We start from the raw sequence: 19,877 nt of genomic DNA, 5'->3' as shown, positions 1-19,877 counted from the left end.
GATCAGGCGGCGCGGGTTGATTGGCCGTCGGTGACTTCGTTGCCGTCACGGAATGTGACACCAGCGACGACTTTGGGCAACTGGTTCTCGCCCTTCAGCCGGCGCCATTTCCTGGACGCGGCGATGACGAGTTTGAAGACCATGAGGCGTGCCGTCTTTGGTGACAGCGCGCCCTTGGTACGCACCGTCCTGTGGCGCACGGTCGCGAACACGCTCTCGATCGGGTTCGACGTCCGCAGATGGTCCCAGTGCTCGGCGGGGAAGTCGAAGAAGGTGAGCAGCCTCTCGCGATCCTTGGTCAGGCATTCGACGGCCTTGGTGTATTTCGCGCTATATTTCTCGACAAAGACGGCGATCGCCTTCTCCGCCGCTGCGCGCTCAGGCGCGCTATATATCTCGCGCAGGTCAGCTTTTATTGCAGGCTGCACCGACTTGGGCACCTTGTTCAGTACGTTGGCGATCTTGTGCACCCAGCAGCGCTGGTGGCGCGTGCTGGGCCAGACTTCGTCGAGCGCTTTCCAGAAGCCGAGTGCGCCATCGCCCACCGCGATCTCGGGTGCGATTGCGAGGCCGCGCCGTTTCACCTCGACGAGCAGCTCGCGCCAGCTCTGAGCGCTTTCACGGACGCCCACCTGGAAGCCGACCAGTTCCTTCCTGCCCTCAGGCGTGGCGCCGATCAGCACCAGCATGCACTCGGCATGATCCTCCATCCGCGCCTGCAGGTAGACGCCGTCCGCCCACACATACACGTAGCGGCGGGCCGATAGGTCGCGCGCCTGCCAGTGCTCGTATTCGACCTGCCATTCAGCGGTGAGCCGACCGACCACCGCCGGCGAAAGGTTGGGCGCGTCCTTGCCAAGGAGCGCCGTGAGCGCCTCCTGAAAATCGCCGGTCGAAACCCCGCGCAGATACAGCACCGGCAACAGCGCATCGAGGCTCTTGGTCCGCCGTGCCCAGCGCGGCAGGATCGCCGACGAGAAGCGCACACGCTCCCCTTCCTCGGCCCCGCCGCGATCACGGATCTTCACGCGCGACACCGGCACCGGGCCAATCCCGGTCTGGACCTGGCGCTCGGGCCCGTGCCCGTGGCGCACCAGGCGCGACCGTCCATCGGGCAGTCGCAGATCGTCTCGCGCCGCCAGGAACGCCTCGGCCTCCAGTTCCACCGCCTGCGCAAGCAGCCGGCGAGCTCCGGCACGCAACACCTCGGTCAACGGATCGTCGACATCATCGGGCTGGCGAAATTGAACAACGTTGGTAGTGTCGGTCATGGCGTATCGCTCTCCTCGAGAGGTTCTGGCAGGCTCATCACCCGCCTCGATACGCCGCCTTCAATCCTCCGCCGTCACCCATTTTCCAACATAGCTCTACCTCAAGGCGATCAGAACTACATTTCTTGGAAAACCGCAAAGGATCTCAGGCTCAGGCTCGATTGGCTTTTTGATCGTCGAAAACTGCCTGATGAGCTCAGGGAACTAGTTTCCTGTGTCCATCAAGATGGTAACGACGCTGCGCATTCGAGCGAAACTATTGGTGAAGAAGGCGCGCTCGACCTTCAAGATTTTACAATCGAGATCCTAGAGACAATCTACACACGACCGGGGCAAATAGCGGCAAACATCCGTAGACGGGACGCGCGCCGCGCATCGCCCGAGGGCGGCAGGCCGTAGCCTTGGCGTGAAACGTGCTGTCTTACTTGCCGAATGTTTCCGACACGGTTTTAACCGTCTCCATTGCCACCTTGAGGTGCTCCGGTAGAAGCTCGTCCTTGTTGCGATCGCCGATAGCTCGAAACACGCCTTTGAGGACCAGCGCGATCAGCGCGACCGAAGCACCTACGGATGCGACAAGGATCGCGGGGACAGCGTGCGTACGCGCGTTTAACAGCCACCGCGGTTGCAGAATGAACGCGGTGACCGCGCCTCCGCATAGCGCCAGGCAGAACAACGCAGCGAAGACAATCGCGCCGATGCGGATCCAGTAGAGCGCGTCGACCTCAGCCTTAAGCGATTTCACATACTCGTTCACGTCGGCCACGAGCTGCGCCTGCAGACCTGTTTGCTCCGCAAAGACCTCGAGGCGGTCGAGACGACCGGCTATTTCAGCGAGGTCCACAGATCCGTCAGCCGGGTTTGATGCTACAGCCGCCTCTTCCGCCGCTCGCACCCGGCCAGCATGATTACGTAGCTGAGATAAATTGAGGCTCGACCGCTTTGCGCTGCCGCCTGTTCCGCTATCCTGCGGCAACGGCTCGCTCATCACGCAGCGACACGAAGTGCCGTTTGATCAGATCGTTCGGAATATCTTTGTAGGGGCCGGCGGTGGTGAAAATCTCGGTCCAGGGAGTTCCTGGCTTATGCATCAGACTGGACAACGTGAAAGCGTGCATCTTCCCGTACTGGTCGACGACCGTATGGATCAATTCCGTCTCATCTGCGCCGAACGCTTCGCTAAAAGGCAGTCCGGAAGCCTTGTCGACGATGACATCGTGAACGGGCGCCGATCCAAACCGTGATAGCGGCTTGTAAATATGCGGGTACACGGGGCCGTATTGCCATGCCTGGACATTCTGGCGAATGATCGGGCGATCGAGCAAAGCCAGGCCCCAACCTTGGACAAGGTAGACGAGCTTGATCAGCTGCATGACGGTAAACCGCTGGCCGCGCTGCTGCCCGTAGCGAATGATTTCGTTTGCTACGGCGCGCGCGTCGTGGAGCGCGGGTGTGTCTGACACGATGCCCTCCTAGCCATGGGTGCCTAACCGGGCGCTCGATCTGAGCCGGTATTCGTGCTCACCATATAGAGAGACGCGCGGTTTCGCGCAATTGATGGAACTGCAACCTGTTCCCTAATGCACTGACCCGATCGGGTGATTCACATTCGGTTGGCAGTGTGCGAGTCTGACGGCATGTCCCAGACCGTATGTGTGATCGTGAATTCCAAAGACCTTGATCGGTTGGAGGCGGTCGTCGCCGACCGGAACCGGGCGCTCAAGCACGTTCAGCGTGCCAGAATCGTCCTGGTCTCGTCTGAGCGTCTGACCGTGCAGGAGGTGGCGCGGCGGACCGGTGCCAGTCGACCGGCCGTCTGGCGCTGGCAGGCCCGCTATGCCGCGCAAGGCGTGGAGGGGTTGCTCCGCGACAAGACGCGGCCGCCCGGCAGAGCGCCGCTCACCACGGCAGTCGTGGCCAAGATCCTGGCGCTGACCTGCGCCGAGCCGCCAGGAGAGGTTACTCACTGGACCGGCCGGGCGATGGCCAAGGCCATGGGCGTATCCCTGAGCACGATCCAGCGCATCTGGGCTGCCAACCGGCTTCAGCCGCACCGCATCAGGACATTCAAGCGATCGAGGGACCCCGCTTTTGCCGCCAAGGTGGAAGACGTTGTCGGCCTCTACATGCACCCGCCGGCTCACGCCCTGGTGCTGTCGATCGACGAGAAGTCCCAGATCCAGGCGCTGGACCGCACTCAGCCGGGGCTGCCGCTCAAGCCCGGCAAATGCGGCACCATGACCCATGACTATAAGCGGCATGGGACCACGACCCTGTTCGCCGCCCTCAACATCCTCGATGGTGCGGTGATCGGTCGCTGCATGCAGCAGCACCGCCATCAGGAATTCATTCGCTTCCTCAACGCCATCGAACGCGAAGTCCCCGTCGGGAAGGACGTCCACGCGATCATGGACAATTACGGCACTCACAAACATCCCAAGGTCAGAGCCTGGCTCGATCGCCATCCGCGGTGGACCTTCCACTTCACGCCAACCTCGGCCTCGTGGCTCAATGCCGTCGAAGGCTTCTTCTCGATCCTTACCCGGCAGCGACTGCGGCGCGGCGCCTTCAGCGGCATCGTCGACCTTCAGGCTGCCATCAAACGCTACCTCAAGGAACACAACGACGACCCCAAACCCTTCGTTTGGACCAAGCCCGCCGCAGAAATCTTCGACAAGCTCGCCAGGCTACCTGCACCATCTGACTGAGTCAGTGCACTAATGTGAGAACATCTCTTTTCTTCAAGTTTGAGGGAAAGTCGCATCACCGGTAACAGCCTGACGAGCCTTCGAAGTGGCTGCGGGGGTTCTCCGCGCTCCCCCGCTTTCGGCCTGCCGTTTGCCGCCGCGTCAGGATGTTCTCGGGGACCGACCCGAGCGCGGTCCTGAATGTCGCGGTATCCGCGCTTCGCTTTAGTGGGGTGCGGACATTTGCGTTTGTCCGCACCCAGGGTCCGCACTTTGTCCGCACCTAAAACGGCTGTTTTCTGCCGATCGTGGTGCGGACACTGCAAAGTGCGGACCCCTTTGGAAATTGGTGGCTGGGGATCACACACGACCTTGTCCCCCTTGTTACATGGGGGCGGCAAGGGGACCCCAAGGCCCCCTTGCTATCAGCCCTGCCCGGGGTTCTTGTAGGCCGCCTTCGGGTCGAGCACGCCCGCGCCGAAGTCGTGGCGGACCTTCCATTCAATGCCGTCAACGCGGAACCCGTCTTGGCTTTCGGTGAATGGCTCGCGGTTGCCGTTCAGGTATACGCTGACGAAAGCGGGCCAGATCTCGGGATCCGGGAAGAGATACCACGCCGCCGGGTTGACCAAGCGGGGGTCGGCGATCGGCTCGAGCTTGCCCGCGAAGGGGTTCGCCACGTCGCCGGTGAAAGAAGTTACCGCCGTGCTGCCCGATCCGGTGGTTACGGTCGAGGGGACCGTTGCACTGGCGACGAGCGTCTCGGCCGCCGTCTGAAGTCCGGTCGGCACCAGCAGGAACTTCGGCTGCACGTCGATCAGCGTGACGTTGTCGCGATCCTTCTGGCTGCGCATCGCTTGCCGGGCTGCATCGAGCGTGGCGATCGTCGGAGCCCCACCAGTGCCCGCGAGGTTGCCGTGCCGCCCGTCGAACCACGGGATACCGTCGCGCAACGGGATATTGCTGTTGATCGTCGCGGCGAGAATCGTCGCTTCCATCTGCGACGCCGCGAACGCCATCACCTGCACGATGTCGGCCAATGCGCCCAAGCTGTCGTTGATCAACATCTGGCGGCTGAAATTGATGATGTTGCCGAACGTTTGCAGCTGGTAGCTGCCGCTGCTCTCGCTCAGCGTCTTGTTCTTGAACTCGCCGGCCTCGTTCACCTGATCGAGCGAGCCGAAGCCGCTCATCTGGATGCCGATCTGTTCCTTGAAGTTGGGCGCGTCGCGGATCGCGGTCAGGCGTTTCAGCTGCGATTCCTGCGCGCGGTAGCGAGCGACCAACGCGGCATCGACGCCCGCCTGCATGATCTGCGGGAAGTCGCTGGTAGTGTGGGTGATGACGGTAGCGCGGGCGGTGAAAGGGTTGCCCTGCATCGCCATCGCCGCGACGCGATCTGCGCTCATCCGGTAAGCATCCTGGACGCCGCCGCGCGAGAGGTGATCGCGGGCCATGTCGACGAGGGACATGCCTCGATATTCCGCCGATGCGCCCGCCGCCGGCTTGTTCAGTAGCTTGGCCCCGATCGCGTCGCTCATCGCCTTCACGCGAACTGTCGGATCGTCCAGTGTTTGGTGGCCGCTGCCGCCGAACTGGTGGCCGATATTGTGCCGATCGCCGTCGGTGGCGAGGTGGTCGAGGATTGAAGCCCGCGCCTGGTCGAGGTCGATCCCGCGCGTAACAAGGTCCTGCGTGACGTTCTGGGGAATGCGATGCTTGGCGCCCAGCGCCATGATGGTCGAGATGCGCGTACGCTCCAGCGTTACCGCGGCCTGGGTGGTGTCGAGTTCGCCGGGCATATGATGTCCTTTCAATTTGTCGGGTGCGTGTCGGAAGCCGAAGGCGGACACGTTCGCCATGGCTGCAATCTTGAGGTCGGCGGTGGTCCGATCGGCAAAGCCACGCTCGACCGCTTGGTCGGCACCCATCCACGTTTCCGCGTCGAGCATCGCGACGATCTCATCGGTCTCTAGGCCGCTGCGTTTCGCGTAGATGCCGACCAGCTGGTCGCGGATGCGGTCAAGCTTGTCGGCTGCGGCGCGGAGCTCTGGCGCATCACCAATCGCCACATCCCATGGGTTATGCACCATGAGCATCGACGCTTCAGCCATCACGCATTCGTCGCAGGACGCGGCGATCGCTGACGCCATCGAGGCGGCCAAGCCGTCGACGTACGCGGTGACCTTCCAGCGATAGTCGCGGATCGCCGCAATGATCGCCAGACCCTCCATGACGTAGCCGCCGGGAGAATTAATGCGGAGCGACAGAGGGCCGGAGGCGGCGCGGATCAGCGGGGCGATGGTCTTCGAGTCGAGCTTGTCGAACTCATCACCGATCACGCCGTACAGGATTATCTCTGCCATAGAGGCGGATTTACGCGATCCCGTCGCGCGCTTCGCCTGACATATGGGAGCATATGGGAGCATCGACCGGGCTTCGCATAGATCGCCGGAAGGCCAGTAGGTCGCCCCACTGATAGCGGACCCGGCCGCCGGGGGACAGGTCGCACGCGATAAGCCTCGCACGGCGCCACCTCGCCAGCGTCTTGGGATGGACCCGAAGCGCCGCCGCCGCCTGCGCCTCGGTCATTACCTCGGGATCAGCCACGCGCCGCCGCCCGATATCGAACGAAGGCGGCGACATACTCAGGCGCAGTAGCCATATCCGTCAGGCGCCTTCGGTAGCGGTGCGGAACGGGCCCGTGTCGCAGATGACTCCGATCCGCCAAGGCGGTCCCGAATCAACTGCTCCGGATCATGCTAGGCGAACGCGACGTCGAGGTCTGGAAATCGGCCTGCGGAACCATGCCTCCGTCCGGGCTTCGATCCCACCAGGCGCACATGGGCGCTTGATGGAACTTCTTGACCGCGTCCTGCACCGCGAACAGCATTCCGAGGGCATCGTACGTAGGACCGTCCCAAGTCTCGGGTTCGTCCGCGACGTGCGCGGCCTCCGCCAGGGAGATCATCGCCACCAGCTGCGCCCGCATGTGGGAAGCCGCCTTCGGCGGAAGTTCGTCGAGACGACGGTCGGTGCCTCCAAGCATGAAGCATCGTTCGTCGAGGCCGTGTCTATCGCGCTGACGACCTGTCCGCCGATGATGTCCTTCAACCGCGCGAGTGCGCTCACGACCGATGCCATGACGTGCGCCCTGCGGTTGCTCACCTTCTGTAGACTGGGTCCTTTGATCAGATCGAAGTGCGTGAAGGTGATCGCCAGCTTCTCTCCGTGTCCGGACGACGCTATCGCCCGCAGCATGGACAGAGGCGCCGCCTGCATCGGCTGATGGGCGTTGTCGACCAGCAGGATGGCGTCGGCGCCTTCGAACCTGCGCGTGATCGAGGTGGAGATGCTCGCCCCGTAATCCGGCGTGTGGCCTATCCCCTGGCCATCGATCAGTACCAGCTTGGCACCGTTGGGGCGGACTTCGGGATATAACGGTCCCTTCACGCGCACGCCGTCCACGACGGGGGTGAGCAGGCGTCCGAAGTGCGGCCAGAAATTGCTCGAGAACCACCTGATCGCGCGGATGAACTCGCTGCGGTCCGCAGTCTCGAAGGTCCAGCCATCCGGCCATTCACCGCGCGAAACGATCATTCTTCCGCCGCTCACCAGCGCGAACCTCGCGCGGATCGCGTCCAGCATGTCGTGGGTCAGGTTGGTGAAGTCATCCTGATCGAAGAGTTCGGCTTCGAAGACCTCTTGCATGCGCCCGTTCAAGCAGACGCGCCTTGTCGTGACGTCGACTGCCGCGAGATCCATGCAAGCGGGCATACGGGCGATCATCGGTCGGCGGGGCAACATCGGCGTGCTGCGCATCAGCGCCCGCTCTCTGGCGGACATCGCGGACCCGGTCATCCGCGCTGCGGTTCGCCAGGCAGTTGCGCGCCACGGCTCGCCGTGAGTTCTCGCGACTATCGAGCGCCACCGAACGGCGCTCCAGAACGAGCACCTCTCGAGGTCGAGAAGGGTTCGTCGGTCGCTGGAAGCCGTCTTAGCAGATCACCCCGTCGAGCCGATCGCAATCCGTGCCCTTCCTGGGTCGGCAGGCGCCGCGGGCCGTTCTTGCCCGACGGGATCGATCAAGGCGCTCATGACGGCCGATGCCGCCGGGATGTCCGACGATCAGTGTCTGTACTCACGCTCCCAAGCGTACTGGACGAGGCGCAACGCGGCGATCAGCCCGAAGCCGCCGAGCTTGAACCAGAGCGACGCGTAGAACGGCAGAAACCTGGCTTCTACGTCAAGCCCCAGGCCGCTTGCGGCCTCGAACAGGACCGGGTTGGTTTGTGCGGCCATATAGTTAAAGCCGGTGAACATGCTGTACCAGACCATTGCGGCAGCGACGGGCCACGCCGAGAGGGGATGCCAAGCAGAGTCGCGGTAATCCTCGCAGGTCTTCCACAGCAGGGCCAACATGCATCCTGCTCCGATCAGCCCGCTCATGAGATAACCAGCGCCGACGAACCCGAACCCGGTGATCTCTCCCACGGCGTTGACCGCACACGCGACGAGGACCATGCATCCCAGGACGGCGCCCGCGTGCCCGTCAACCTGAGGTATTGGTCGTGTAGCTCCGATCGTGAACATTGCAGCGCTCCAACAGTATCTTGGTCGAACGTAGCCGGAGGTTATCAAGATGACCCTTGAAGGCGAAGTGGAAAGTTGCCTGCGTCTGTTTGGCTGCGACCGTGCATCGCGCTGCATCGCCGACGTGTATGTCCCTCATCGCCGCACGTCCGGAACCGCTTCCGACGACGGAGCGATGGGGATCTGCCAAATCATCGATGCCCAATGACCCGGAGAATGGTCCGTTTCCAATGTAGTTGGTCGCGTTCTGCCTCTGCAGGTGAATTTTGTTAACTATCTGCGGTCTAACGATTCCGGTATTGATCGACCAACGATCTTGTAAATTTACGAGCATCGAATGTATCGTGAATGCGAATAGTAGGCGGGGCGTTGATGACCACAGGATCGGCCAGACGAACGAGTGGCGAATCCTGTCGCCAGCGGGCGGCTTGGGTTGCCGCACTCACCGGCGTCGTTCTCTTATCGACAGCCGCGGCGGCGCAGGTCTCAGCGCCGGCCGATCAGGAGCAAGCCCGCATCCGAGCGCAGCGGCAGGCGGCGGAGCGGGCGGCGCGGGAGGCCGCGCCGGTCGCGACGATCGAGCGCGCCGCGCCGGTTGCGCTCGGTCCCTTCCCGGTGGAAGCCAGTTGCTTCACGGTGCGCGACATCGTCGTCGAGAATGTAAGCCTGCCCAAGCTGGGTTGGGTGCCTGGGTTCGTCGCCCAGTATCGCGGGCGGTGTGTCGGAACCGCCGGTCTCGACTACATCATCCGGAGCCTGCAGAGCGCGTTCATTGAGCATGGTCTGGTGACGACGCGCGCGGGCCTCCCCGAACAGGATCTCGCGAGCGGCACGCTGCGGATCGTCGTGGTGCCGGGCGTCGTCGAGCGCATCCGGGTCAACAAGACGGACAGGACCAGGGTTTGGGGCCGCGCGACGCCGGTCGGGCGCGGCGACCTGCTCGATCTGCGCGCGTTGGAACAGGGGCTGGAGCAGATGCGCAGCGTTCCCGGTCGAAACGTCGCCGTCGACATCGTGCCAGGGGATGCGCCGGGCCAGTCCGTTCTCGACGTCACGGTAGATCAGGCGCGGCCGATCGCCGGATCGCTGTCGATCAACAACTTCGCCGGCGAGCGGGTCGGCCGCTACCAGGGTTCGGCGCAGATTGCCGAACTCGGGCAGCTGGGCTTTTCCGAGGTCATCAGCGCCTATTACAACCGCCGGACGGATTCGCCGGGAGTGCCCGCTGATAGCCGCGGTGTCGGGGGCTCGATATCCGTCCCCGCCGGGTGGTGGACGTTCAACGCGAGCGGCTCCGCCAATCGCTACAGCCAGACCGTCAACGGTGAAGTCAGCAGCTTCGGGACGCGTGGCACGCTCGACCGGGTCGCGATCGGTGCCGAGCGGGTCTTCTACCGCGACCAGACGACCAAGGACTCGATCAGCGTCGGGCTGGCGCGGCGATGGGGTCGCAACTTCATCAACGACGTCGAGATCGGCATCCAGCGACAGGATCTCACCGATCTCGAAGTGCGGCTGATCGACCGCCGCACATTCGGCGCCGCGCGCTTCGACGGGTCGGTGGGGGTCCGGTTCGGTCTCGGCATCCTCGGCGCGCAGAAGCAGCCGGACGATCGGCCCGATGCGCTGCCGAGTGCACGCTACCGGATCGTCAGCGCCGACTTCGGACTGTTCGTGCCCTTGGGGCAGGGCTTCATCGACGGGTACCGTGCCGAGTTTCACGGACAGGTCAGCGACCGGAATCTGTTCGGCTCGGACCTCATACAGATCGGCGGCCCATATACGATCCGTGGCCTGGATACCGATACGGCGGAACTGGGACGGGACGGCTTCTACCTCCGCCAGGAGCTAGGGGCCAAGATCACCGATGGGTTCCGTCCGTATGTCCTGTTCGACATGGGCGAGGTCCGCAAGGGGACCGGCGCACGCGGCGGCGCCGGCCTCGGGCTGAGGACGCGGCGTGGTCCGTTCTTCGTCGACGTATTCGGGGCGCGTCCGGTGTTCGGGCGCCAGATACCCAATCGCAACCGCGTTCGGTTCGGCCTTTCCGCCGGTGTAGGATTCTGAGCATGACCAAGCTGACCCTCGCCGTGCTGCGTCGCCGGATGCGTTCGGCAAGCGCCTTGTCCCCACTTGGCGGCGGGGCGGGGCTCGCGGCTCTGCTGCTCGTCGCGACGGTGCCGGCGCGGGGCCAGGACGGCGCACCGACGGCGGCCAATCCGGTCGTCCCGGTCCCAGGTGGCGCGACACGTCTCGACTACGGCGCGAACGGCGTGCCGGTGGTCAAGATCGCAGCGCCCGACGCCAGCGGGACGAGCTACAACCGCTACCAGGCGTTCAACGTCGACGCGCGCGGCGTCGTGCTCAACAACAGCGACAAGATCGTCCAGAGCCGGCTCGCCGGTTATATCGATGGCAACGCACAGCTCAAGGCATCGGGCGGGGCGTCGCTGATCATCAACGAAGTGGTCGCCGCCAATCCGTCGAGCCTGCGCGGCTACATAGAAGTCGCCGGCAAAACGGCCGACCTGGTGCTCGCCAATCCCTACGGCATCTCGTGCAACGGTTGCGGGTTCGTCAACGCGCCACGCGTTACGCTGGCCGCGGCGCAGCCGCTGGTCGACGGCACCGGCGCGCTCAGCGGATTCCGGACGGCGACCGGCACGATCGACGTGTCCGGCAGCGGTCTCGACGCGACCAACGCCCGGCTCGACCTGTTCGCGCGCGCCGTCTCGATCAACGCCGGCCTGTATGCGGACACCGTGACCGCAAGCCTCGGCGCGGGCGACATTACCCGCGACGGCGACATCGTCGTGGTCGGGCAGCGCACGGCAGCGCAGCCGAACCAGCCCGCCTTCGCGCTCGACGTCGCGGCGCTCGGCGGGATGTATGCGCGGTCGATCAAGCTGATCGGCACCGAGCGCGGGCTCGGCGTCAACGTCGCAGGCGATCTCGCCGGGCTCGAACAGGGCGTGAAGCTGTCGTTCGACGGCAAGATATCGGTGCCCGGCGCGATCACCGCGAAGACAGCTGTCGCGATCGAAACCGCCGGTGCGCTCGACGTCGCCGGCCAGATCTACGGCGAAGGCACGACGACCTTGAACGGCGCGAGCCTGACGGGCAACGGCCTGATCGGCAGCGGTGGCGATCTCACGGTCACGACCGGTGCGCTCAGCAGCGGCGGCACGCTCGCCGCCGGCCTGACCCACGACGGCCGCATCACGCAAGCCGGGACGTTGCGGCTCGACGTCGGCGGTGCGGCGGCGCTGACGGGACGGGTGCTGGCGCGCGACGCCGTGTCGTTGACGGCCGGCAGCATCGTCAACCACGGGCTCGCCAGCGGCGGGACGCTGACCTTGCGGACCACGACGCTCGACAATGGCGGCGGCACGATCGACGCGCGGACGGCGCTTGATGCGCAGGCGGGCGCGGTCGCCAATGTCGGCGGCGTGATCCAGTCCGGCGGCGCGCTGACGCTCACCGGCAGCAGCTTAGCCAACGAGCGTGGCGCGGTTCTGGCACTCGGCAGCGGCGCGCTGACGCTGGGCTTTACCGGCGCGATCGGGGGCAGCGGGGGGCAGATCGGCGGCAACGGCGACGTGTCGGTCACGGCTGGTTCGCTCGGCATTGATGGAGCGGCTGGCAGCATCACGGCGAGCAAGGCGCTGAACCTGACGGTCGGCGGCGATTTCGCGATCACCGGCAAGGGGCTGGTCGCGGGCGGCGGTGCGACGACGGCCAATGTCGGGGGTTTGCTCAGCGTCGTCGAAGGCGGCTTGCAGGGCGGCAGCGCTCTGGCGGTGCGCGCGGGCTCGCTCGCGATCGGCGGTGGTGGCCAGGTCAGCGGTGGCAACGTGACCGCCAACACGGTCGGCGCAATGACGAACGCCGGCCTGATCGCGAGCGCGGGCCGCGTCGACCTGACCTCGGCCAGGCTGGCGAACACCGGCACGATTTCGGGCAATGGCGGCACGAGCTTCAAGGCCGCGGGACTGTTCGCGCAGGACGGTCTGATCGTGTCGGACGGCGCTGTCGCCATAGACGCAGACGCGTTCACCTCGCGCGGCGGCACGACCGAAGCGGGTGGGACGCTCGACGTCACCGCCGGGTCCGTCGCGCTCGATCGCGCCAGCCTGACCGCGCTCGGATCGGGCGCACTGACGCTGGCGAGCCGGGGCGCGTTGACCGCCTCCGGGTCGCGCATCGGCAGCAACGGCACCTTGGCGATCGGTGCCACGACACTGGCGTTCACCGACAGCCGGATTACTGCGCTCGGCGCGCTCGCGCTCGATGCGACGGCGGGCGATCTCGCGTTCGGCAGCGGTGCTACGATCGAGAACGGCGGCGACCTGACGCTGACCGCGACGGGCACGCTCAGCCATGCCGCCGACATCGTCGGTCGTGGACAGGATCTGACGCTGCGCGCGGCGACGATCGACAACCGCGGCGGGGCGATCCTGCATCTCGGCAGCGGCACGCTTGCGCTGAACGGGACCGGCGCGATCGACAATGGCGGCGGTCGGATCGCGACCAATGGCGCGCTGTCGCTGATCGCCGGCACGTTCGCCAACACCGGTGGGACGTTGACCTCTGCGGGCGGCGCCGGCCTGACGATCGGCGGCGATGTGGCAAACGAGAATGGTCTGATCGCGGCAGCCAGCGGCCTCACGCTTCGGGCCGGTGCGACCCGCAACGCCGGAGGATCGATCGAGGCCGCCGGCCCGCTGGACGCGCGCCTCACGGCGCTCGACGGCGGCACGCTGGTGGCGACCGGTTCGGCGGGGCTGCTGTCTCTCGACGTCCGCGATGCGATCAGCGGTTCCGTCCTGGTCGGTGGCGCCACCGATGCGACGGTCGCCGCAAGTTCGCTCAACCTGGACAGCGGGTCGCGCCTGACGGCGGGCGGAACGTTGACGGTTGGCGCGCGCGATGGCGACATCGCGCTGGCGGGAGGCACGCTCGATGCCGCGAAGCTCTCGCTGACCGCCGCGCGCGCCATCCTCACGGGCAATGGTGGCCTCATCCAGTCGACCGGCGTGACGACGATCGCGGCTAACTCCCTGACCACGACCGGCGGCCGCATCGTGGCAGGCGGCAAGCTCGACGTGAACGTGAGCACGCTCGACAATCGCAACGGCTTGCTGGCGTCGGGCACCGATGGCGCGACCTTTATTGCCGCTACGCTGACCAACGATCGCGGCACGCTCGGCGGCGACGGATCGGTCGCCGTTACGGCGACGAGCGTCGACAATGGCGCGGGCACGCTTGCTGCAGGCGGCGACCTGACGCTGTCGACCGCAAGCCTAGCCAACGCCACCGGCGGGCAGATCTGGGCGGATCGCGACGCGGGGGTGACCGCGACGGGGACGCTCGTCAACCGCGGGAGCATCGCCGCGGCACGCGACCTGACAGTGAAGGCCGGTGCGCTCGACGGCGGCAGCGGAGTCGGCGCGGGCACGCTCGCCGGCGGCCGGCTGCTCGACATCACCTCGGGCGGCGGCACGTTTGGGCGGCTCGTCGCACCGACCGCGCTGACGCTCGGCATAGCCGGCGATCTGACCAACGCAGCCGGCGAGACGATCGCGACGCCCGGCGCGCTGACACTCAACATCGGCGGCAGCTTCATCAACGCGGGCACGGTGCAGGGCGGCACCGCGATCGGCATCGCCACAGGGGGATCGATCGCCAACCAAGCCAGCGGCACGATCGCCGCGCCGACGCTGACGCTGACGGCCGGGACGACCTTCGATAACCAGGGGCTCCTAAACGGCGGGGCCGTGTCGGCGACCGCTGCACAGATCGCCAATGGCGGCGCGATCTTCGGCGACAGCGTCGCGCTGTCCGGCACAGGCGGCATCGTCAACGCGGGCGACAGGGCGGTGATCGCCACCCGGGGCGGGCTCCTGTCGCTCTCGAGCGGCGGCGACATCGTCAACCGCGACGGCGCGCTGCTCTACAGTCTCGGCAATCTGGCCGTCACCGGCGTCGGCGGCACTGGCCGGGCAGGCTCGCTCCAGAACCTGTCCTCGGACATTCAGGCGCAGGGCAGCATCGCGATCGCCGCTACCCGCCTGCTCAACGACCGCAGCGTGTTCACGACCGAAGAGGCACTGCTCTCGACGCGTCACGTGGAGGACGAGGATCGGCGCGACCGCGAGCACCGCACGGTCACCGAGTTCGACGAGACGGTCAAGGACACGCGCGTCACAGCGGACAGCGGTGCGGCTCGCATCATCGGCGGGAACATCAGCATCGACGCTGACAGCGTCGTCAACCACCTTTCCACGATAAGCGCATCGGGCAATCTGAACGTCGGCGCCGCGACTGTGACGAACACGGCCTTCACCGGCTACAACACCACGACGCAGATCGGCACGATCAAGGACGAGAAGCGCAACTGCTTCCTGTTCTTCTGCGGCGACTGGGACACGCGCTCGACGGCCCCGTTCACGAGCGTCGACGCGCTCCCGTCCTTCACGATTCCCTCGACCATCACGGCGGCCGGAACGCTGACGATCGACGCAGTGAGCATCGACAATCTCGTCCTGGTTCCGGGTGGCGGCATCGCCGACATCTTCGCCGCGAGCGCGCGGCCCGGTGCCGTCACGGCCGGTGGCGCCGTCGCCGTCGTAAGCACGGGCGCGGTAGTCGCACCGGGCGGCGCGCCTGGTGTCATTGCCGGCACAGCGACCGACCCGACCTTCGGCTTCGCGGTCAAGCCGCCGACCGATCGCGCGAGCGGCGGCGCGGGCAGTGCGACGCTCGATCTGGGCGGACTGTTCCAGTTCGCCAGCTCGAGTTCGCAGGTGCTGGTCCAGGCGGACCCCCGTTTCAACAACTACGACACCTTCCTGTCGAGCGACTATTTCCTCGACAAGCTCGGCTATGACCCATCGCGCGTGCAGCGCCGGCTCGGCGACGGGCTCTACGAGCAGCAGCTGATCGCGAACCAGCTCGTCGCGCTGGTCGGCTCGCAGCGGCTGGTCGGATACGGCGACAACCAGGGCCAGTATCGCGCGTTGCTCGATGCCGGCGCGACCTTCGCGAAGACCTATAATTTGGCGCTTGGCGTTTCCCTGTCGCCGACGCAGATGGCGACGCTGACCAGCGACATCGTGCTGCTCGTGGAGACCACCGTCCAGACCCCGTCGGGACCGCAGACGGTGCTCGCGCCGCGCGTCTACCTGACCAAGGCGGCGGCCGGAGATCTGACCAGCGGCGGCGCGATCATCGCCGGGCGTGATCTCCAGCTGCGCGCGTCGGACTCGCTGACCAACGCCGGCGTCATCCGCGCAAGCGCCAGCGGCACTCTGGTCGGCGGCACGATCGTCAACAGCGGACGGCTCGATCTGGGCAGCCGCGGCATCGTCTCGGCGACCGGCGACCTGATCGACCGTGGCGGCGCGATCACCGGCGGCGACCTCACGCTGGCGGCAGGTCGCGATCTGACACTTGCCCCGGTCGCAACGACGCGCACAGTCGCGACGCGTTACTATGCCGGTCGTTCGGACCAGCAGGTCTCGCTGACGACCACCACGACCAATCGCGGCAGCGACATTGCCGCCACGGGCAACCTCGACCTGTTGGCGGGGCGAACGCTGTCCGTCACTGGCGCGAGCGCGGCGGCAGGCGGCGATCTGGTCACCTCGGCGGGTCAGAACATCGCGATCGGCAGCGCGACCGACAGCGGCACCGCGTTCGCGATCGGCCGAGAGGGCAAGACGCAGTTCAAGCAGACCCAGACCGAACGCGGCAATGTCCTTTCGGATCTGAGTGCAGGCGGCAACGTCACGCTAGCGACACCGGGTGCGGTGACGGTGAACGGCGGCACGATCACGGCCGGCCGCGCGCTTGCGGTGGACGCAGGCAGCATCGGCGTGACCGGCGTCGTCGACAGCACGCGGCTTCAGCGCGACACGTTGAAGAAGTCGGGCGGCCTCCTGTCTTCGACCAGGACCACCACCACCTACGACGGCACCGATCAGAGCGTCGTCGCCTCGACGCTGTCGGGCGACACGGTCGCACTCCGTAGCACAGGCGACACGCGGATCGCCGGCTCCAACGTGGTCGCGAACAACGGTGTCTCGATCGCCGCGGGCAGCGCGATCGACGTCGGCACGCTGACCGCGACCGACACCGAGCAACAGTCGACACGGGTCAAGAAGAGCGGGCTGTCGATCGGTGGCGGCGGCCTGTTCCTTGGCGTCGCCAAGAACCGCAACGACGTAAACACGACGAGCGTCACGAACACGGGTTCTCTGATCGGATCGACCGCGGGCGACGTCACGCTCGATGCGGGACGCGATCTCACCGTCACGGGTAGCGAGATCGCCGGAACCGGGCTGACCCGGCTAACCGGGGAGAACGTCGCGATCCGCAACGCGACCGATGTCGCCACGAACGACACGTTGAGCAAGTCGTCCTCGGTCGGCCTTTCGGTCAAACTCTACGAGAACGTGTCAGGCGCGGCGTCCAGCGTGTCCGGCTTGCCGGGACGGGTCGCGAGCCGTGGCATCGGTGCCGGCGGCACCGCCGTGACCGCCGCTTCGGAGACGCTCCGCTCTGTCACGGCGCTGACGAACGCCGTGACGAACACGGCGGGCATCTCGGCGGGCCTCGGGGCATCGAGTTCGCGCAGCACCAGCAACAGCCGAGCTGAGACCGCCATCGGATCCAGCGTAGCCGGTCGGGACGTCGAGGTCCGTGGAGCACAGGACGTGACCGTGCGGGGATCGACGATCGTGGGAGAGCGCGACGTCCTGCTGGCGGCCGGCCGCGACGTCACTCTGCAATCGGCGCAGCAGCAGTCCGAGAACGCCTTCAGCAGCCGCAGTTCCAGCGTTGGCGTCGGCGTGAACGTCGGCGTGGGCCTCGTCGGCGGAGTCACGGCCGGCGCGTCGGTCAACGCGAGCAGCAGCCGCGGCTCGGGTAGCGGATCGTCCGTCACCCAGTCGAACTCGCTCGTTCAGGCCGGTAACCGGCTGTCGATCGAGGCGGGGCGGGACCTGTCGCTTGCCGGAGCAGTCGCCAGCGGACGGGACGTCGATGTCGCCGCCGGGCGCGACCTCACGATACGAAGCCTGCAGGACACGTCGACGCAGAGTCAGCGATCTTCTGGCGGAAGTCTCGGTCTCACCTTCTCGCCCGTCCAGGGATCGAGCGGCGTCGGCGGGAGCGGCTCGCTGCAACTCGGACGCGGCTCCGCATCGTCGGCGATGGTCGTCGAACAGAGTGCGCTGCTGGCCCGTGGTGGCGCGTTGGACGCCAGGGCCGCTGGCACGACCCGTATCGATGGCGGCATCGTCGCCGCGCTGGATGTCGACGGTCGCGACAGCGGGCGCCTTTCGCTCTCCACCGGCGACCTTGCGGTGAGCGACGTGCTCGACAGCGCTCGAAGTCGCGATACGTCCATCGGCGTATCGGGTTCGATCGACGATCCGTTCCGTCGATCAGTCGCCAGCGCGAACGTGCCGGTTCTGGACGGAAGCCTGGCATCTTCGACGTTGACGCAGTCCACCCGAGGCACGATCGGAACGGGCGCGGTCGTCGTCGGGACCGCCAGCGGGACTGCCGCTCTCGCCAGCGCCAATCGCGACACGGAGCGCTCGCAAGTCGTCACGGCCGATCGGCAAAGCGGATTCACCGTATACGCCGACGCCGCCGCTGGCCGCGAGTTCAATGCGCTAGTCACCGGCAATTCGGACCGCAGCGTGATCTTGCAGGGCGCGCAGCAGCTGCTGACCGATCCGGCACGGCCCGCGCGGCAGATCGTCGCCGAGATACAGTCCTTGTCTGATAGCATTCCTGAAAGCGGTGCCATCGATCGGCTGCTTGGAGGGATCGATCGGCTCGCTCGTGGGAACGATGCCGTCAACATGTCGCAGGTCAACGCGCTCGGCCGCGACCCGCAGTTCAATGGGCTGTCATACGGTCAAGTCGGCGACGTCCTGGCCGAGCGTCGGGCGCTCTACATCGAGCGCACCCTAGGCAAGGCGGAAGCAGATGAGTTCCGTGCCGCCGTGGCGGCTTCGCCAGCGTTGCAGGAGTTCTTCGACACCGATGGCAAAGCGATCATCGCTCTGCGTGACGGAAGCGGATCGCTCAGCAATCCCCAGCAGCTAATTGGCCTTCCGCTCGCCACCGGCGTAGCAACAGCTGCCGTCAGCAGTCCCGCAGAGGTAGTCGTCACAGGCGATCCTACCCTTGGAGACGCGGTCGCGCGAACACTGGTCAGAACGCAGTCCTACCTCAATCGCATTGAGGAAGAGAATGCGACGCTGAAGCGCATCGTCGAAGTTGGCATCAGTCTCGGCAAGGGACCGGTGGGGGCGCTTGGGAGCTTCGCGTTGGACCAGGCCGTCAGCAACGTCATGCAGAAGACTGGGCTCGACCAGAAGGCCGCACAGTTGGCCGTCTGGCTGGGGACGAATGGGTTGTCGATCCTAAGCACGAGCGACCTGACCGAAGAGGAAGTGGCCGCTGCGCGCAATCCCGCAGAGGCATCCACACTTACGGAGGCCGGCGTTTCGATCCTTGGAGTGGCATCGGTAACGAAGGCACTACGCTCGACCAAGTCGTTTGACGGTACCATGGCAGGTGACGCGGCGGATCTGAACGCGTCCAATCCGATCGGCCTCCCGAAGCCGTCGACGTCCGGTAGCGCACGTCGGCTCGAACCGGGGGTCGCGTCTCACGGCGGCGGCTTGCCGACGATCCGTGATGGCGAGGCATGGCTACGGGGATCTGCAGGAAATGCAGCGAAGGTTCCCCAGCAGATTGCCGACAAACTGGCAGGGCAGAAGTTCTCCGATTTCAACCAGTTTAGGGCGGCATTCTGGAAGGCGGCAGCCGATGATCCCGCGATCTCAAAGCAGTTCAATGTCATGAACGTCCAGCGCATGAAATCAGGTCGTGCTCCTTTTGCGATCTCCGATCAGCAGGTAGGGGGACGAGCGACGTATGAGCTAGATCATATGCAGCCGGTGGCTAAGGGAGGAAACATCTATGACATGAACAATCTCATCATAAGAACTCCTTTGAACCACATTAGAGGCAAATAGATGAACAATGACCGCGAGGTTCTGAGAGATAGCCTCATTCGTTTGGTCTCGATGGATGTTAGTGAAAAAGAAGAGGATGGGCTTATAGGGCAGATAAATAAAATTAGTCCTGATCCAAACTGGTCCGACTATATCTATCAGACAGACGCGTTTGTATCAGCTGATGGCGCAATCAACATAGATGATGTGCTTGATAAAATATTTGCCTATCGGCCCATTCGTCTCTGAGGCTGGGGTGAATGGGAGGCCGTTTTATCTACGGCGTC

General features: G+C 65.5%; 14 protein-coding genes. 6 read left to right on the top strand and 8 right to left on the bottom strand.

What is annotated here, in order from left to right; translation table 11 throughout:
• Window positions 1-2 precede the first annotated feature (2 nt).
• The 3 genes from HMP09_RS11885 to HMP09_RS11870 form a co-directional block, all read right to left on the bottom strand.
• Complete coding sequence (locus HMP09_RS11885) at window positions 3-1,271, bottom strand: IS256 family transposase (protein ID WP_176500541.1); 1,269 nt, start codon at window positions 1,269-1,271, stop codon at window positions 3-5.
• 421 nt (window positions 1,272-1,692) lie between these two features.
• Window positions 1,693-2,259, bottom strand: coding sequence for a hypothetical protein (locus HMP09_RS11875; RefSeq protein ID WP_176500539.1), 567 nt, complete (start codon window positions 2,257-2,259; stop codon window positions 1,693-1,695).
• Window positions 2,234-2,734, bottom strand: coding sequence for a Panacea domain-containing protein (locus HMP09_RS11870; protein WP_176500538.1), 501 nt, complete (start codon window positions 2,732-2,734; stop codon window positions 2,234-2,236). The genes HMP09_RS11875 and HMP09_RS11870 overlap by 26 nt, the downstream gene beginning before the upstream one ends.
• Window positions 2,735-2,908: 174 nt before the next feature.
• Between HMP09_RS11870 and HMP09_RS11865 the strand changes: the two genes are divergently transcribed.
• Window positions 2,909-3,979 (top strand): IS630 family transposase, encoded by a 1,071-nt coding sequence (locus HMP09_RS11865; protein ID WP_176500503.1) that lies wholly within the window; start codon window positions 2,909-2,911, stop codon window positions 3,977-3,979.
• A gap of 404 nt (window positions 3,980-4,383) precedes the next feature.
• On the opposite strand, the gene HMP09_RS11860 is transcribed toward HMP09_RS11865, so the two are convergent.
• From HMP09_RS11860 to HMP09_RS11850, 4 genes are all read right to left on the bottom strand, one after another.
• Window positions 4,384-6,324 (bottom strand): head maturation protease, ClpP-related, encoded by a 1,941-nt coding sequence (locus tag HMP09_RS11860; protein WP_176500537.1) that lies wholly within the window; start codon window positions 6,322-6,324, stop codon window positions 4,384-4,386.
• 10 nt (window positions 6,325-6,334) lie between these two features.
• The gene (locus tag HMP09_RS18685) at window positions 6,335-6,550 is read right to left on the bottom strand and encodes a helix-turn-helix domain-containing protein (protein ID WP_443026468.1); all 216 of its coding nucleotides are present in this window, start codon (window positions 6,548-6,550) and stop codon (window positions 6,335-6,337) included.
• A gap of 151 nt (window positions 6,551-6,701) precedes the next feature.
• Window positions 6,702-6,950 carry a hypothetical protein gene (locus HMP09_RS11855; RefSeq protein WP_176500536.1) on the bottom strand — a complete coding sequence of 83 codons (249 nt, stop codon included), beginning with the start codon at window positions 6,948-6,950 and terminating at the stop codon, window positions 6,702-6,704.
• A complete protein-coding gene (locus tag HMP09_RS11850) occupies window positions 6,926-7,723 on the bottom strand; it encodes a hypothetical protein (RefSeq protein WP_176500535.1) in 798 nt (265 codons plus the stop codon). The genes HMP09_RS11855 and HMP09_RS11850 overlap by 25 nt, the downstream gene beginning before the upstream one ends.
• Here HMP09_RS11850 and HMP09_RS11845 point away from each other — a divergent pair.
• Entirely contained in the window at window positions 7,722-7,865 is a 144-nt protein-coding gene (locus HMP09_RS11845) for a hypothetical protein (RefSeq protein ID WP_176500534.1), read from the top strand. The genes HMP09_RS11850 and HMP09_RS11845 overlap by 2 nt on opposite strands.
• A 221-nt stretch (window positions 7,866-8,086) precedes the next feature.
• On the opposite strand, the gene HMP09_RS11840 is transcribed toward HMP09_RS11845, so the two are convergent.
• Entirely contained in the window at window positions 8,087-8,482 is a 396-nt protein-coding gene (locus tag HMP09_RS11840; RefSeq protein WP_176500533.1) for a hypothetical protein, read from the bottom strand.
• 118 nt (window positions 8,483-8,600) lie between these two features.
• Here HMP09_RS11840 and HMP09_RS11835 point away from each other — a divergent pair, with 118 nt between their 5' ends.
• From HMP09_RS11835 to HMP09_RS11820, 4 genes are all read left to right on the top strand, one after another.
• Window positions 8,601-8,759 carry a hypothetical protein gene (locus HMP09_RS11835; RefSeq protein ID WP_176500532.1) on the top strand — a complete coding sequence of 53 codons (159 nt, stop codon included), beginning with the start codon at window positions 8,601-8,603 and terminating at the stop codon, window positions 8,757-8,759.
• Window positions 8,760-8,923: 164 nt separating this feature from the next.
• Window positions 8,924-10,618: a ShlB/FhaC/HecB family hemolysin secretion/activation protein gene (locus HMP09_RS11830; RefSeq protein ID WP_176500531.1), complete on the top strand. Its 1,695-nt coding sequence runs from the start codon at window positions 8,924-8,926 to the stop codon at window positions 10,616-10,618.
• 2 nt (window positions 10,619-10,620) lie between these two features.
• Window positions 10,621-19,611, top strand: a complete 8,991-nt coding sequence (locus HMP09_RS11825; protein ID WP_176500530.1) for a two-partner secretion domain-containing protein — start codon at window positions 10,621-10,623, stop codon at window positions 19,609-19,611.
• On the top strand, window positions 19,612-19,839 hold the full coding sequence (locus tag HMP09_RS11820; protein WP_176500529.1) for a hypothetical protein: 228 nt from the start codon (window positions 19,612-19,614) through the stop codon (window positions 19,837-19,839).
• Window positions 19,840-19,877 lie beyond the last annotated feature (38 nt).

It is taken from the genome of Sphingomonas sp. HMP9, from assembly GCF_013374115.1.
Lineage (GTDB): Bacteria > Pseudomonadota > Alphaproteobacteria > Sphingomonadales > Sphingomonadaceae > Sphingomonas.
Note: the sequence above shows the minus strand (reverse complement) of the source record. Positions and strands in the feature narration are given on the sequence as shown.